General features: G+C 62.0%; 9 protein-coding genes. 5 read left to right on the top strand and 4 right to left on the bottom strand.

The features are described from left to right. Positions 1-38: 38 nt before the first annotated feature. Genes JHX87_RS16670 through JHX87_RS16660 form a run of 3 tightly spaced genes read left to right on the top strand, consistent with a single transcriptional unit; the run spans position 39 to position 3,132 of the window. The gene (locus JHX87_RS16670) at positions 39-1,202 is read left to right on the top strand and encodes an acyl-CoA dehydrogenase family protein (protein ID WP_271883677.1); all 1,164 of its coding nucleotides are present in this window, start codon (positions 39-41) and stop codon (positions 1,200-1,202) included. Beyond that, positions 1,202-2,305 (top strand): CaiB/BaiF CoA transferase family protein, encoded by a 1,104-nt coding sequence (locus tag JHX87_RS16665; protein ID WP_271883679.1) that lies wholly within the window; start codon positions 1,202-1,204, stop codon positions 2,303-2,305. The genes JHX87_RS16670 and JHX87_RS16665 overlap by 1 nt, the downstream gene beginning before the upstream one ends. Continuing rightward, positions 2,302-3,132, top strand: a complete 831-nt coding sequence (locus JHX87_RS16660) for an HTD2 family dehydratase (protein ID WP_271883680.1) — start codon at positions 2,302-2,304, stop codon at positions 3,130-3,132. The genes JHX87_RS16665 and JHX87_RS16660 overlap by 4 nt, the downstream gene beginning before the upstream one ends. Positions 3,133-3,135: 3 nt before the next feature. Here JHX87_RS16660 and JHX87_RS16655 read toward each other — a convergent pair whose 3' ends face one another. The 4 genes from JHX87_RS16655 to tpa all read right to left on the bottom strand — a co-directional run bounded on the left by JHX87_RS16655 (position 3,136) and on the right by tpa (position 10,344). After that, the gene (locus JHX87_RS16655) at positions 3,136-3,522 is read right to left on the bottom strand and encodes a hypothetical protein (RefSeq protein ID WP_271883682.1); all 387 of its coding nucleotides are present in this window, start codon (positions 3,520-3,522) and stop codon (positions 3,136-3,138) included. A gap of 89 nt (positions 3,523-3,611) precedes the next feature. Next, the gene (locus JHX87_RS16650; protein ID WP_271883683.1) at positions 3,612-6,950 is read right to left on the bottom strand and encodes a M10 family metallopeptidase C-terminal domain-containing protein; all 3,339 of its coding nucleotides are present in this window, start codon (positions 6,948-6,950) and stop codon (positions 3,612-3,614) included. A 438-nt stretch (positions 6,951-7,388) separates the two neighbouring features. Next, positions 7,389-8,855 (bottom strand): MocR-like pyridoxine biosynthesis transcription factor PdxR, encoded by a 1,467-nt coding sequence (gene pdxR / locus JHX87_RS16645; RefSeq protein ID WP_271883684.1) that lies wholly within the window; start codon positions 8,853-8,855, stop codon positions 7,389-7,391. A 106-nt stretch (positions 8,856-8,961) separates the two neighbouring features. Then, positions 8,962-10,344, bottom strand: a complete 1,383-nt coding sequence (gene tpa / locus JHX87_RS16640; protein WP_271883885.1) for a hypotaurine--pyruvate aminotransferase Tpa — start codon at positions 10,342-10,344, stop codon at positions 8,962-8,964. A 185-nt stretch (positions 10,345-10,529) separates the two neighbouring features. On the opposite strand from tpa, the gene JHX87_RS16635 reads away from it, so the two are divergent. After that, positions 10,530-11,531, top strand: a complete 1,002-nt coding sequence (locus JHX87_RS16635; protein WP_271883685.1) for a TAXI family TRAP transporter solute-binding subunit — start codon at positions 10,530-10,532, stop codon at positions 11,529-11,531. Positions 11,532-11,619: 88 nt separating this feature from the next. Continuing rightward, complete coding sequence (locus tag JHX87_RS16630; RefSeq protein ID WP_271883687.1) at positions 11,620-13,677, top strand: TRAP transporter permease; 2,058 nt, start codon at positions 11,620-11,622, stop codon at positions 13,675-13,677. Positions 13,678-13,684: the final 7 nt, after the last annotated feature.

The raw sequence follows: 13,684 nt of genomic DNA, 5'->3' as shown, positions 1-13,684 counted from the left end.
GCGCCAAACTGTCCCGAACAAAGGCATGAGGGGGCAGAATGACGCTGCATCAATCCGATGATTATCAGGATATTCGCGACGCGGTCCGCGCGCTTTGCGCGGAATTTCCCGACGAATATCACCGCAAGATCGATGCCGATCGCGCCTATCCCGAAGATTTCGTCGAGGCGCTGACCAAGGCGGGCTGGATGGCCGCCCTGATCCCCGAGGCCTATGGCGGATCGGGCCTTGGCCTGACCGAGGCCAGCATCATCATGGAAGAGATCAACCGCGCAGGCGGCAATTCCGGCGCCTGTCACGGTCAGATGTATAATATGAACACGCTGGTCCGGCACGGATCCGAAGCGCAGCGCCAGAAATACCTGCCCCGCATCGCCAGCGGCGAATTGCGCCTGCAAAGCATGGGCGTGACCGAACCGACGACCGGCACCGACACGACCAAGATCAAGACCACGGCGGTGCGCAAGGGCGACCGCTATGTGATCAATGGTCAGAAAGTCTGGATCAGCCGCGTGCAGCATTCCGATCTGATGATCCTGCTGGCCCGGACGACACCTTTGGATCAGGTGCGCAAGAAATCCGAGGGCATGTCCATCTTCATCGTCGATATCAAACAGGCGATGGCATCGGGGATGGAGGTGAAGCCCATCGCCAATATGGTGAACCATGAAACCAACGAATTGTTTTTCGACAATCTGGAAATCCCGGCCGAGAACCTGATCGGAGAAGAGGGACAGGGTTTCAAATATATCCTGACCGGGCTGAATGCCGAACGGACGCTGATCGCGGCGGAATGTATCGGCGATGGTTACTGGTTCACCGACCGCGCCACGACCTATGCCAATGAGCGCGTCGTCTTTGGCCGCCCCATCGGCCAGAATCAGGGCGTGCAGTTTCCCATCGCCGAGGCCTTTGTCGAAATCGAGGCCGCCAGCCTGATGCGCTACGAGGCCTGCCGTCTTTATGACGCACAGCAGCCCAGCGGTGCACAGGCGAACATGGCCAAATATCTGGCCGCCAAGGCCAGTTGGGAGGCCGCGAATGCCTGCATCCAGACGCATGGCGGCTTTGGCTTTGCGAATGAATATGACGTCGAACGCAAATTCCGCGAAACCCGGCTGTATCAGGTCGCGCCGATCTCGACCAATCTGATCCTGTCCTATGTGGCCGAACATATCCTTGGCCTGCCCCGGTCCTTCTGATGCGCCCGCTGGAAGGCCTGACCGTCATTGCCATCGAACAGGCCGTGGCCGCGCCTTTTGCCACCTGCCGTCTGGCCGATGCCGGGGCGCGCGTGATCAAGATCGAGCGGCCCGAGGGCGATTTCGCGCGGGGCTATGACGATGTGGCGCGCGGTCAGTCCAGCTATTTCGTCTGGCTGAACCGGGGCAAGGAAAGCCGCGTGCTGGATCTGGCCAGCCCAGAGGGCAAATCCGCGCTGGCGGATCTGCTGGCAGGGGCGGATGTGCTGGTCCAGAACCTCAAGCGCGGCGCCCTGGGCCGTCTGGGCTTTCCGCCAGAGCGGTTGGCGCGGGATTATCCGCGCCTGATCAGCTGCGCGATCTCTGGCTATGGCGAAGATGGCCCGATGGCGGATCGCAAGGCCTATGACCTGTTGATCCAGTCGGAAACCGGGCTGTGTTCGATCACCGGCGGCCCCGAAGAACCTGCCCGCGTCGGGATCTCAATCGTCGATATCGCCACCGGCGCCACCGCCCATGCCGCGATTCTGGAGGCCCTGATCCAACGCGGCATCACCGGCAAGGGCACGCAGATCGCGATTTCGATGTTCGATGTCATGGCCGATTGGCTGACGGTGCCGCTGATGAACCATGAAGGCGGCAAGGGGCCAAAACGCATCGGCATGCGCCATCCCTCGATCGCACCCTATGGTGTCTTTACCAGCCGCGATGGTCAGCAGATCCTGATCTCGGTCCAAAGCGACCGGGAATGGCGCAAGCTGGCGGAACTGTTTCTTGAAGCGCCCGAGCTGGGCCGGGATCCGCGTCTGGCGACCAATCTGGCGCGCGTGGCGAACAGGGATCTGACCGATGCGATGCTGAGCGCGGCCTTTGCCAGCACGGATGCGGCAGCCGCCATCGACCTGCTGATCCGCGCCGATATCGCCTTTGCCAATGTCAATGACATGGCGGGCCTGTCGCGGCACCCGCATCTGCGCCGCATCCGGGTGGAAACCGAGGCCGGTCCCGTCTCTTACCCCGCGCCCGCCGCGCAGTTCGCAGGGCAGGATCGCCATTATGGCCCGGTGCCCGCATTGCCGAATTCCCACAAGAGGCCGACATGATCGATCTGGACCATCTGCGCGGCTGGATCGGCCGCAGCGAGACGCAATCAGAACTGCTGACACACGCCCTTGCGGCACGCTTTCGCGCGACCTTCGATCAGGCGGGGCCGGTGCAGGATGGCGACCCGGCGCCGGTCATGATCCATCTCTGCCTTGCGCAGCCCGCCGTTCCGACCTCGGAACTGGGGCCGGACGGCCATCCCGAAAGGGGCGGCTTCCTGCCCCCCGTGCCGCTGCCCCGGCGGATGTGGGCGGGCGGCGCCCTGACCTTCCATGACGACATTCGCGTGGGCGAAACGGTGACGCGACAGTCGACCATTCAGGACGTCGCGCTGAAAGAGGGCCGCAGCGGGGCGTTGTGCTTCGTCACGGTACAACATGAGATCACCGCCAATGGCCGCGCCGTGCTGAGCGAGCGGCAGGATATCGTCTATCGCCCTGCCGAGGCTGCGGGCCGCGCGGCCAGCCCGCCGCCCGCCGCGCAGGGCCAATACCGGATGCGTGTCACCCCCTCGGCCCCGCTGCTGTTTCGCTATTCCGCGCTGACCTTCAACGGCCACCGCATCCATTACGACACCCCCTATGTGCGCGAGGTCGAGCATTATCCCGGCCTGATCGTGCACGGACCTTTGCAGGCCACGATGCTGGTGCAATATGCAGAAAAGCTGCGCGGGCGGCGACCGTCGCAATTCGACTTTCGCAGCCTGTCGCCGCTGTTTGACGATGCGGATTTCACGCTGAATGCGCGGGACGAGGATCACGGGCTGCATCTGTGGACAAGCTATGCCGATGGGCCAGTGGCCATGCAGGCCGATGCGCGGTGGTAGGGCTTAATACATCACCGTGTAAAGCGTGATCGTCACAGGCTCGCCGGGCTTGGCGAGGGCCGCTCCGCGCGCCAGAAGCCAGCCATCGGCACGGGTCAGTTCGGCCACGATCTCTGCCTCGGGCACATCCGCGGAAGAGGTGGGCAGGGCGAATTCAACCACCGTCGCGTCACCTTCGATGGCAAGCTCTGTCCGGGATGCGGCGGCGCGGGCCTCGGCTGCGCCGTCAATATAGACTTCCAGCCGACCCTTGGGGATGGCATCGCCGGTGGCGAATTCGATCACGCCCCGGATTTCGGCCCCTTGCGCGGCACTGGCGCCCGTGGCAGCGGCAAGCGCGGCCGTGCTGGCGGCGAACAGGATGGCGCGGCGATTTGGATGACGTTTCATCTGGCCTCTCCTTTTTGATCTGTCGCGGGTGGCGGGAAAATCAGAATAGCAAGGGTTGGAAGGGGGCGTCTGCCCCCTTCCGCAGGTCATCAGATGACAAAGAAGTCATCGGAAGACAGGTTCAGGCCGCTGCTCAGCCGGGCAAAGACGATGGCGTCGCCATCCCCCGTCCCATCGGCGTCATAGGACAGCGTGCCGTCATTGGTGTCATAGATGATGCGATCTTCTGCATCACGCGCGACACCGGCCTTGTTCCTGGTGAATGCGTCGAAGGCCAGCGCACCCATATCCTCGATCTCGCTGAAGATATCCTGCGCCAGCAGGATCAGGTCATCGCCCACCGTAAAGTCGCGGATCCGGTCGACATTGCTATCGCCAAGCTCAGTCGAGAAGCGGAACGAGTCCTCGCCTGCGCCACCGACCAGAAGGTCGCTTTCCAAACCGCCATCCAGCAGGTCGCTGCCACGGCCACCGAACAGCCGGTCCGAGCCCGCCTCGCCCGGCGCAATGGGTTCCGGCGGGAACTCGACCGAGACATTCAGCGTATAGGTCGAACCTTCCGGCACGGCTTCGGTCCAGCCATTGCCCGGTGATTCCTGGGACCAGCCGCCTTCCACGATGTAATAGGTGCCGGTTTCCTGAACCACAAAGACAGCGCTGGAATCGCGATTGCTGGTCGACCCCGGATCGTTGCCGCCATCGTCGTTTTCAGTGAGGATATTTCCTTCGCTGTCCAGCAGGCGGACCCAGCTGTCATGCACATTGGGATCGGCGATGCCATCGATATCGATGGTGATCGTGGTTCCCGCAGCAAGGTCGATCTTGTAGAAACCGCCCTTGCCATTGCCCGTCGCATTGACGGTCGTGTGCAGGATGCCGGTCGAGTCGAAGATATTCGGATCGTAGGTCAGCGAGAAGTTGTCCGAGATATCCAGCGCATCCTCGATCGAATTATTCGTCGCATCAGCCCCCAGGTCGATATAGCCATCGCCCATTCCCGGACGGGGCGTCGGTCCGCCTACGATGAAGAAATCGCCATAGAGGATATCGTCACCGCGACCGCCGCGAAGGACGTCATCGCCGCCCTGCCCGACCAGCCGGTTTGCAGCATTATCGCCGCGCAGGCGGTCGTCCATGCCCGATCCCGCAAGGTTCTCGATCGAGATATAGGTATCGCCGCCACTGTTATTGCCCGACAGGTTCAGACTGACGCCGGTTGTCGAGTCAGAGTAATCGGCCGTATCCCGACCGGCACCGCCATGCAGCACATCGGCGCCCTCACCGCCGGTCAGCGTGTCATCGCCGCGGCCGCCATAGAGTTCGTTATTGGCCGCATCGCCGATCAGGTGATCGTCATAGCCCGAACCGATCAGGTTTTCGATATTGGCGATGATGTCGTGGCGGATCACCGTGCCACGGCCGACGATCTGCACCGGACCATCGGCATCGCCGCCACGGCCGGTGCCATTGACCAGATCGATCATCACGCCTTCCGAGCTGCGCGAATAATCCGCGGTGTCGATGCCGTCGCCGCCATCGATGTAATCCTGACCCGCGCCGCCGATGATCGTGTCATCGCCGCCTTCGCCATACAGAAGGTCGCCGTCCCGGCCACCATCCAGCAGGTCATTGCCGTCACGACCGTTGAACACGTCGCCACCGCCCTGACCGATAAAGTGGTTCGCCGCCGACGTACCCACAAAGCGGTCGATCCGGTCATCAGAGCCGATCAGGTTTTCGATGCTGTCGAAGGTATCGCCCGAAGCCGTGCCGCCGCTGGCGATATTGCGCTCCAGGTTGACCAGCAACTGGAAGGGGCTTTCCTGACTGTAATCCACGGTATCGCTGCCTGCGCCACCGCGGAAGACATCGGCTCCGGCCTGCCCGCGCAGCAGGTCATCGCCATCGCCGCCATCCAGCGTGTCATCGCCCGCGCCACCGTTGATGGTGTCGTTCCCGGCACCGCCATACAGCGCGTCATTGCCGTCGTCGGTTTCGGTCTGATCCTCAAGATCGGCAATGGCGATGGTGTTGTTGATATCGCGGCTGGCCAGCGTGTCGCGCCCGCCGGTGATGAAATCATCCCCGTCCAGACCGAAGATCGTATTGCCGCCCGCACCGCCATCCAGCGTCTCATCCCCGTTGGTGCCAAAGATGATGCTGCCCAGCGTGCCGCCGCCATTGGGCGTCTCATCCGTGCCGCCATCCGGCGGGGACAGGGGCGAGCCGCCGACATAGATGATATTCTCGACATGATCGACCTGACCGATATCCAGCCCATCGACCATGACGATGATGGTGTCATTGCCGCCATTGGCCTCTTCGCGGACGACATCATCGGCTGAATCGACGAAATAGACGTCGTCGCCGCCATTGCCCGCCATGCTGTCATTGCCATAGCGGCCGTCCAGCACGTTATTGCCATCATTGCCGATCAGCACGTCGTCATAGCCGCTGCCGATGCCGTTCTCGATGTAATATTCGGTCTGATCCGCATTATGCCCCGCGAAGATCGAGACATTGTTGCGATGGCCGTTCACGCTGGAAAACTGTCCAGCGCGCAGATCAAGGATCGTTCCCGCCGTCGAGCCCGAGAAGTCCAGCGTATCATTGCCGCCGGTATCGTGGATCACGAAGCCGATATCCCGCTGCATTCCCGACGAGGTCAGTTCATAGCCATAGAGATTGGCGTTGAAGCCATAGGTATTGTCGCCATCATTGAGGTGGATCGCCTGATAGGTCCGCACCCCATCGTCATCGACAGTCGAGAAGAAGCGGCGGATCACCGCCTCGATATCCGCCGTCAGCGGGGTGGTCGCAGACCAGCGCGTATCCTCGCCCACATCGATGCCGTCGAAATAGGACATGACACTGTATTGCTGCCGGTCATAGATCCAGGTGGCGTTGTTCAGATAGTTGATCTGCACGCCGCCCGGACCGCTGTAATTGTAAAGGCCGGGGTGGTTCAGGCCAAATTCATGGCCGAATTCGTGGATGAAGGCGTCAAAGACATAGCCGCCAAGATCCGTCAGATTAGGCTCGGTATCGTGAAAACGCTGGCCGACGCTGACATAGCGGTTGCTGGAAAAGGCGCTGCCGTCGCTGGTCTCGCCCAGATCGGGGCTGGTGACCTCCATCCAGTCGGTATCTCTGCTGAACTCTGCATCATCGACGATCACGAATTGCAGCGGTGTGGTCGAGGCCCAGACATTCAGCGCCCCAAGGGCAGCCTCTTTATATTCGGGAAACTCGTTCAGACCGGTCACATTGATCCGCAGCGGCTCTGCCGCGATTTCCGGCGTCAGACTGCGGGGCAATGCGCCCATATAGGTCAGATAGGCTTCGTAGTCGTCACTTTTACCATAGGGGTTGTCCGGTGTCTGGTCGTTGATCCACCAGTCTTCGGTCGCTTGATTCTCGGACGGCATTTTCTTGGAACTCCCTGTTTAACAACCTTAGGTGGCTTACAGCGCATGACCCATCGGTCGGCGAACAGATGCCGACTGACTTTATTCTGATGGGAAAGCTTGCCACCTAAGCTGATAATGATGGTACATATTTAGGCTGTCCACGATTCTCGCAGGACATAAAATCATTACAAAAACTTTAATTATCATTGCCTTACAAAAACTATCATTTGTATAAGCGAATTTCAGCCGATAAGTGCGCCCAATTGGAAAGGCTGTCGCGGCGCTCAGGCATCAGGCATTTCCGCTTATCGACAACGGCTTATAAACGACCGCAGAGGCAGGCGATAAAATCAACCCAAAGCTGCGCCACCGCTTGTCGGGCCGGTTTCCGCCGAGCCGCGTCCGGCGGTGAAATCCAGCCTGACAGCCGGTCATCGGCGGGCCATATAGCATGGCCTAACGCTGCAACCGCTGCAGAACCTGTGCGATCCGGTCGACGCCCTCCTCGATCAGGGATGCGGGGATCGAGGAATAGGCCAGACGATAGAAACCCGCCCCCCTGGCCCGATCCGCGAAAAAGGGGGTCCCCGGCTCGATCAGCACCTCATGATCGCGCAGCGCCTGACCCAGCCTTGCGCTGTCCAGTCCCGGCGGCGTCGCCAGCCAGAAGCTGGAGCCTCCGGCGCGACCGCCGCCCGCCCGGGACAGGCCGTGGGTGTCGATGGCCGTGGACATGACGGCGCGCCGTTCGGCATAGGCGCGCCGCATCCGGTTCAGCTGCGCATCGTAATGGCCAAGCGACAGAAAACTGGCCAAAGTCCGCTGCAACAGACCGGGCGGATGACGCAGAACCATGCCCCGCAGGGCCCGCGCCTCGCGGATGACGCGGGCATCGGCCACGACATAGCCAAGCCGCAGCCCCGGAAAGACCGATTTCGAAAAGGATCCGATATAGATCACCGCCCCCGCCCGATCCATCGCCTTCAGCGCGGGCGAGGCCGATCCGGCAAAGGACATCTCGAATTCGTAATCATCCTCGATCACGGCGAAACCGCGATCCTGCGCCAGCCGCAGAAGCTGGCGACGACGCTCGACCGGCATCGTGGAATTGGTGGGGCATTGATGGCTGGCGGTGGTGAATACGGCCTTCAGGCCCAGGGGGATCTGTTCGGGCGGCAGGCCAAGCGCATCGACCGGCACCGGACGGATCACCGCGCCGGTATGGGACAGGATCTCGCGCAGGCCGGGATAGCAGGGGTCTTCCACCGCGCAGTCACCGCCCTGCCGCAGCAGGATCTGCGCGGCCAGCCACAGCCCGTTCTGCGCGCCCAGCGTCAGCAGGATCTCGTCCGCGCGGGCCCGGATGCCACGGCGCGGCAGGATATGGCGGGCGATATAGTCGATCAGTTCGGGATCATCCTCGCCATAAAGATCGCCGGTCATGGGCGCGAATTCGCGCCGCCCCAGGGCGCGGACGGCACAGTCGCGCCATGCGGACAGATCGACAAGCTGAGGGTCCGCCTGACCATAGACGAAGGGAAAGCGAAAGCGCCGCCAATCCGTCACCCGGTCGCTGCGCTGCGCGCGCTGATAACGGTCGTCCAGATGCGCGTCCCAGGAAAAGCGTTCGGCCACGGGCGTGACCTCATCCACGTCCAGCGCCAGATCGATGGCGTCCGAGATGTAATAGCCCGCCCGATCCTGCGCGCGCAGGTAATCCGTGGCGACCAGTTCCGCGAAAGCCTGCGTCACCGTCACCCGCGCCACACCCAGTTGCCGGGCCAGAGCACGGGTCGAGGGCAGCCTTTCGCCCGGACGAAAGCGGCCTTCCTGCACGCCGGCAATGATCTGGCGACGCAATTGCAGTTGCAGCGGCAGTTCGGATCTGTGGTCCAGAAAGAAGGCTTCGGTCGGGATCGGCATGGCGGGCTTTCGGCGGATGCCCCCCGATCAAGACAAAATGCGCGCGGCGGTTCAAGCCCGCCGCGCCAGTTTGTCAGAGGGCGCCAGTGGCGCCATCCGGCAGGGATCAGGAAAAGACCTTGGTCAGGGCCTTGTCGATGGCCGTGGTCAGCGCGTCGATATCGTCGGGCTGTGCAATCAGCGCGGGCGACAGGCACAGGGTATTGTTGAAGCCGGGAACCGACCGGTTGGTCGCGCCGATGATCACCCCCTGCGCCAGACAGTCCGCGACCACGGCCTGCACGCGCTTTTCGTCCATCGGTTCGCGCGTCGCGCGGTCCTGCATCAGTTCCGCGCCGCAAAACAGCCCCTTGCCGCGCACATCGCCGATCACGGCATGCTTGTCCATCAGCGTGGTCAGGTTGTCCATCAGCCGGTTGCCCATCGCGACCGTGTTTTCCAACAGCCCTTCATCCTCGATGATGCGCATATTTTCCAGCGCCGCGACCGGACCCGAGGTGCAGCCGCCAAAGGTCGAGATATCGCGGAAATAATTCATCACATCCTCTGGCGCGTCCTTGAACATTTCGAAGACGCGCTCGGTCGTCACGGTGCAGGAAATCGCCGCATAGCCCGAGGCGACGCCCTTGGCCATGGTCACGAAATCGGGCTGAATGCCGTAATGCTGATAGCCGAACCAGGTGCCGGTGCGGCCCAACCCGCAGACGACCTCATCGATATGCAGCAGGATATCGTATTTGCGGCAGATCTCTTGGACGCGCGGCCAGTAGCCCTCGGGCGGGGTGATGACGCCGCCGCCCGCCGTCACGGGTTCCAGCACGATGGCGCCAACCGTGTCGGGGCCTTCCCGCAGGATCACCTCTTCAATCGCATCCGCCGCGCGTTCGCCGTAATTTTCGACATCCCATTGCGCGTGATATTCCAGACAATGCGGCACGCGCACGAAACCGTCAGGATAGGGCCCGTATTGCATCGCCCGCTGATCCTGACCCGAGGTCGCCAGCGTGCCGATGGTGGTGCCGTGATAATCGCGGTCGCGATACAGGATCTTCCACTTCTTGCCGTCGTGTCTGTGGTGCGAGATCTGGCGCACCATCTTATAGACCTTTTCATTCGCCTCGGACCCGGAATTCGAGTAATAGACGCGGCTCATTCCCGGCATCTTCTCGATCAGGCGCTGCGCGAACAGCGCCCCCGGCACGGTGCCTGCGGCGCCTGCGTAATAGTTCAGCTTGATCAGCTGATCGCGCACGGCATTGGCGATGCTTTCCCGGCCATAGCCGACATTCACGGTCCAGACGCCGCCCGACACGCCGTCAAGGAATTCCTTGCCGGTGGCGTCCCACAGCCGCATCCCCCGGCCTTCGACGAAGACACGCGGGTCGATGGTTTCATAGGCCTTGTGCTGGCTCAGGTGATGCCAGACATGGGCGCGGTCCGCCTCGACCACGTGAGAGAGGTCATTCGTTTGCAGATCCAGAGGGGGCATGGTGCGTGGGTCCATCGAAAGGGTTTTCCTGACGGTGCGCCTGTTCGCGGGAAATGCATAGGGCCAGATTTCGAACTCTGATAAGTCCAGCGCAAACTGCTCTGAACTGTTTGGAAAATCCGATTGACTTCCCGAGCCTGATATTTCCGTGATAGCCAGAAGGAATAACCAACAGGAGGGTTACCATGAACAAACGCTTTATCCTTGGACTGGCCGCCGCCATTGGCATCTTTGCCCAGGGGGCCGCCGCGCAAGACATGGCGTTCTTTCGTATCGGCACCGGCGGCACCGCCGGAACCTATTATCCGATCGGTGGTCTGATCGCGAATGCGATCTCGAACCCGCCGGGATCGCGCGCCTGCGAGGATGGCGGATCCTGCGGTGTGCCGGGTCTGGTGGCGACGGCCGTTGCCTCGAACGGGTCGGTCGGCAATATCAACGCCATCAATGGCGGTCAGATGGAAGCGGGCTTTACCCAATCCGACGTCGCCTATTGGGCGCAGACCGGCACCGGGCTGTGGTCCGAACAGCCGCCCGTCGAGAAACTCCGCCTGATCTCGAACCTCTATCCCGAAAGCATCCATCTGGTTGCGCGGGCTGATGCCGGTATCGAAACCGTGTCGGATCTGGCCGGCAAGAAAGTCTCGCTGGATGAGCCGGGTTCCGGCACGCTGGTCGATGCCAAGCTGATCCTGGAGGCCTATGGTCTGTCCGAGGATGATATCTCGGCCGAATATCTGAAGCCTGATCAGGCGGCGGACCGGATGCGCGATGGCGCGATGGATGCGTTTTTCTTCGTGGGCGGCTATCCGGCCGGCGCGATTGCCGAACTGGCCAGCCAGCATGACGTGAAGCTGATCCCGATCACCGGAGCAGAGGCCGAAAAGCTGCTGGGCGAATACACCTTCTTTGCCGCCGACAACTTCCCGGCGGGCACTTACGAAGGCCAGGACGGCGAGGTTCCCACCATCTCGGTCGGGGCGCAATTCGTGACCAGCGCCGATCAGCCCGAAGAGCTGGTCTACGAGATCACCAAGGCGCTTTACAACGAAAACACCCAGAAGCTGTTCGCGGCGGGCCATGCCAAGGGCAAGCTGATCACGCTGGACAGCGCGACCGACGGCGCGGGCATCCCGTTCCATCCCGGCGCTGAAAAATATTACCGCGAAGCCGGGATGATCGAATAATCATCCGCCGCGCGATATGAATACGGCCCCCGGAACGGGGCCGTATTTCAATAAAAAACCATAAAGAAAATCCAACAGGGGAGCCGTCATGACAGAAGATCAGACGCGCCAACTTTCCGAAGCCGACCTGCGCGCGCTAGAGGAAGAATACGATCCCGAGGCGCGATTTCGCACGCTGACGCGCCCGGTTGCCATCCTGACAGCGGTAATCCTGTTCCTGCTGTCGGTCTATCACTTCTATACCGCCGGATTTGGCATCCCACAGGCCACGACGCATCGCGGCTTCCATCTGGGCGTGTCGATGTTCGTGCTGTTCCTGTGCTTCTCGGCCTTCTCGAATCGCCGGGGCATTGCCAAGCGGTTCGCCATTCTTGGGATTCCGGTCGTGGACTGGATCCTGGCCTTCGCCGCAGCCATTGCGGCGATGTATGTGCCCTGGATCTATGACCAGCTTGTCTTCCGCGTCGGCAACCCGACCACGACCGACGTCGCCATGGGCACCATCATGCTGGTCGTGCTGTTGGAGGCCGTGCGCCGCTCGATGGGCTGGCCCTTGCCGGTCATCGCGATCCTGTTCATGGCCTATGCCTATTTCGGCCAGCAGATGCCGGGGATTTTCGTGCATCCGGGCGCCGATTGGAAAAACATCGTCAACCATCTGTACCTGACATCGCAGGGCATCTATGGCGTCGCGCTTGGCGTGATCGCGACCTATGTGTTCCATTTCGTGCTGTTCGGCGTGATGGCGCAGCGCATCGGCCTTGGCCCGCTGTTCATCGATCTGGCCACGGCGCTGACCGGACGCTATTCCGGCGGCCCGGCCAAGGTGTCGGTGCTGTCCTCGGCGCTGATGGGTTCGATCTCTGGCTCGTCCATCGCCAATACCGTGACCACCGGTGCGCTGACCATTCCGGCGATGATCAAGATCGGCTTCCGCCGTCACTTCGCCGCCGCGGTCGAGGCCGCCTCCTCGACCGGCGGGCAGATCACGCCGCCGATCATGGGCGCGGTCGCCTTTCTGATGGTGGAATCGCTGGGCATCCCGCTGCGTACGATCCTGATCGCCGCCGTGGTCCCGGCCTTCATGCATTTCTTCGGCGTGCTGGTGCAGGTCCATCTGGAGGCGCGTCGCCTGGGCATCCGCGGCCTCAGCAAGGAAGAGCTGCCGAATGCCATGGCCGTGCTGAAAAAGGGCTGGCTGTCGGTGATGCCGCTGATCCTGCTGGTCTATATGCTGATGTCGGGGCGCACCCCCTTTCTGTCGGCCTTCTGGGGCATCGTCGCCTGCATGGCCGTCTATCTGTATCAATGCATCAGCGCGAAGGGCCTGACCGAGGGGATCAAGGAAACCGCTTCGGGCATTTTCGAGGGGTTTGTACAGGGCGCACGTCAATCGCTGTCGATCACCGCCGCCGCCGCACTTGTCGGCGTCATCATCGGGATCGTCACGCTGACCGGTGTGGGCTTCAAGATCGCCTTCATGGTGACCTCGCTGGCGCAGGACATGGCCACATCGACCTATGCCTTCCTCAGCATGCTGCCCTTTGATCTGATGACCACGCCGACGCTGACGCTGCTTTATACGCTGATGATCACCGCGATCGTCTGCATCCTGATGGGCTGCGGCATCCCCACGACGGCGAACTATCTGATCATGGCGGCGGTGGCCGCGCCGGTTCTGGGGCTGATGGATGTGCAACCGCTGGTCGCACATTTCTTTGTCTTCTATTACGGCGTGATCGCGGATGTGACACCACCCGTGGCGATGGCCGCCTATGCCGGGGCCGGGATTGCGGGGGCGGACGGGTTCAAGGCGGGCAACACCGCCTTCCGGCTTTCGATGGGCAAGGCGCTGGTGCCCTTTGTCTTCGTCTTCTCGCCCTCGCTGCTGCTGGTCACAGAGGGCTTTACCTGGGCCTCCTTCATCCTCGCCTTCTCGGGCGCGGTGCTGGGCATCCTGTCGCTGTCTGCCGCGCTGACCAACTGGCTGATGGCGCCGCTGAATATCGTCGAGCGCCTGCTGCTGGTGATCGCCGCCTTCCTGCTGATCGCGCCAGAGCCGGTCTCGACCGCCGTCGGGCTGGCCATTCTGGTGGGGATCGCGCTGAAGCAGCATTTCCTGGACAAGCGGGCGGTGGCTGCCTGACACGAAA

Source organism: Paracoccus fistulariae, assembly GCF_028553785.1.
Taxonomy (GTDB): domain Bacteria; phylum Pseudomonadota; class Alphaproteobacteria; order Rhodobacterales; family Rhodobacteraceae; genus Paracoccus; species Paracoccus fistulariae.
Note: the sequence above shows the minus strand (reverse complement) of the source record. Positions and strands in the feature narration are given on the sequence as shown.

Bases quoted from the DNA above. Each gene is read 5' to 3' on its own strand.
- JHX87_RS16670 (WP_271883677.1), top strand. From the start codon at position 39: ATGACGCTGCATCAATCCGATGATTATCAGGATATTCGCGACGCGGTC.
- JHX87_RS16665 (WP_271883679.1), top strand. From the start codon at position 1,202: ATGCGCCCGCTGGAAGGCCTGACCGTCATTGCCATCGAACAGGCCGTG.
- JHX87_RS16660 (WP_271883680.1), top strand. From the start codon at position 2,302: ATGATCGATCTGGACCATCTGCGCGGCTGGATCGGCCGCAGCGAGACG.
- JHX87_RS16655 (WP_271883682.1), bottom strand. From the start codon at position 3,522: ATGAAACGTCATCCAAATCGCCGCGCCATCCTGTTCGCCGCCAGCACG.
- JHX87_RS16650 (WP_271883683.1), bottom strand. From the start codon at position 6,950: ATGCCGTCCGAGAATCAAGCGACCGAAGACTGGTGGATCAACGACCAG.
- pdxR (WP_271883684.1), bottom strand. From the start codon at position 8,855: ATGCCGATCCCGACCGAAGCCTTCTTTCTGGACCACAGATCCGAACTG.
- tpa (WP_271883885.1), bottom strand. From the start codon at position 10,344: ATGCCCCCTCTGGATCTGCAAACGAATGACCTCTCTCACGTGGTCGAG.
- JHX87_RS16635 (WP_271883685.1), top strand. From the start codon at position 10,530: ATGAACAAACGCTTTATCCTTGGACTGGCCGCCGCCATTGGCATCTTT.
- JHX87_RS16630 (WP_271883687.1), top strand. From the start codon at position 11,620: ATGACAGAAGATCAGACGCGCCAACTTTCCGAAGCCGACCTGCGCGCG.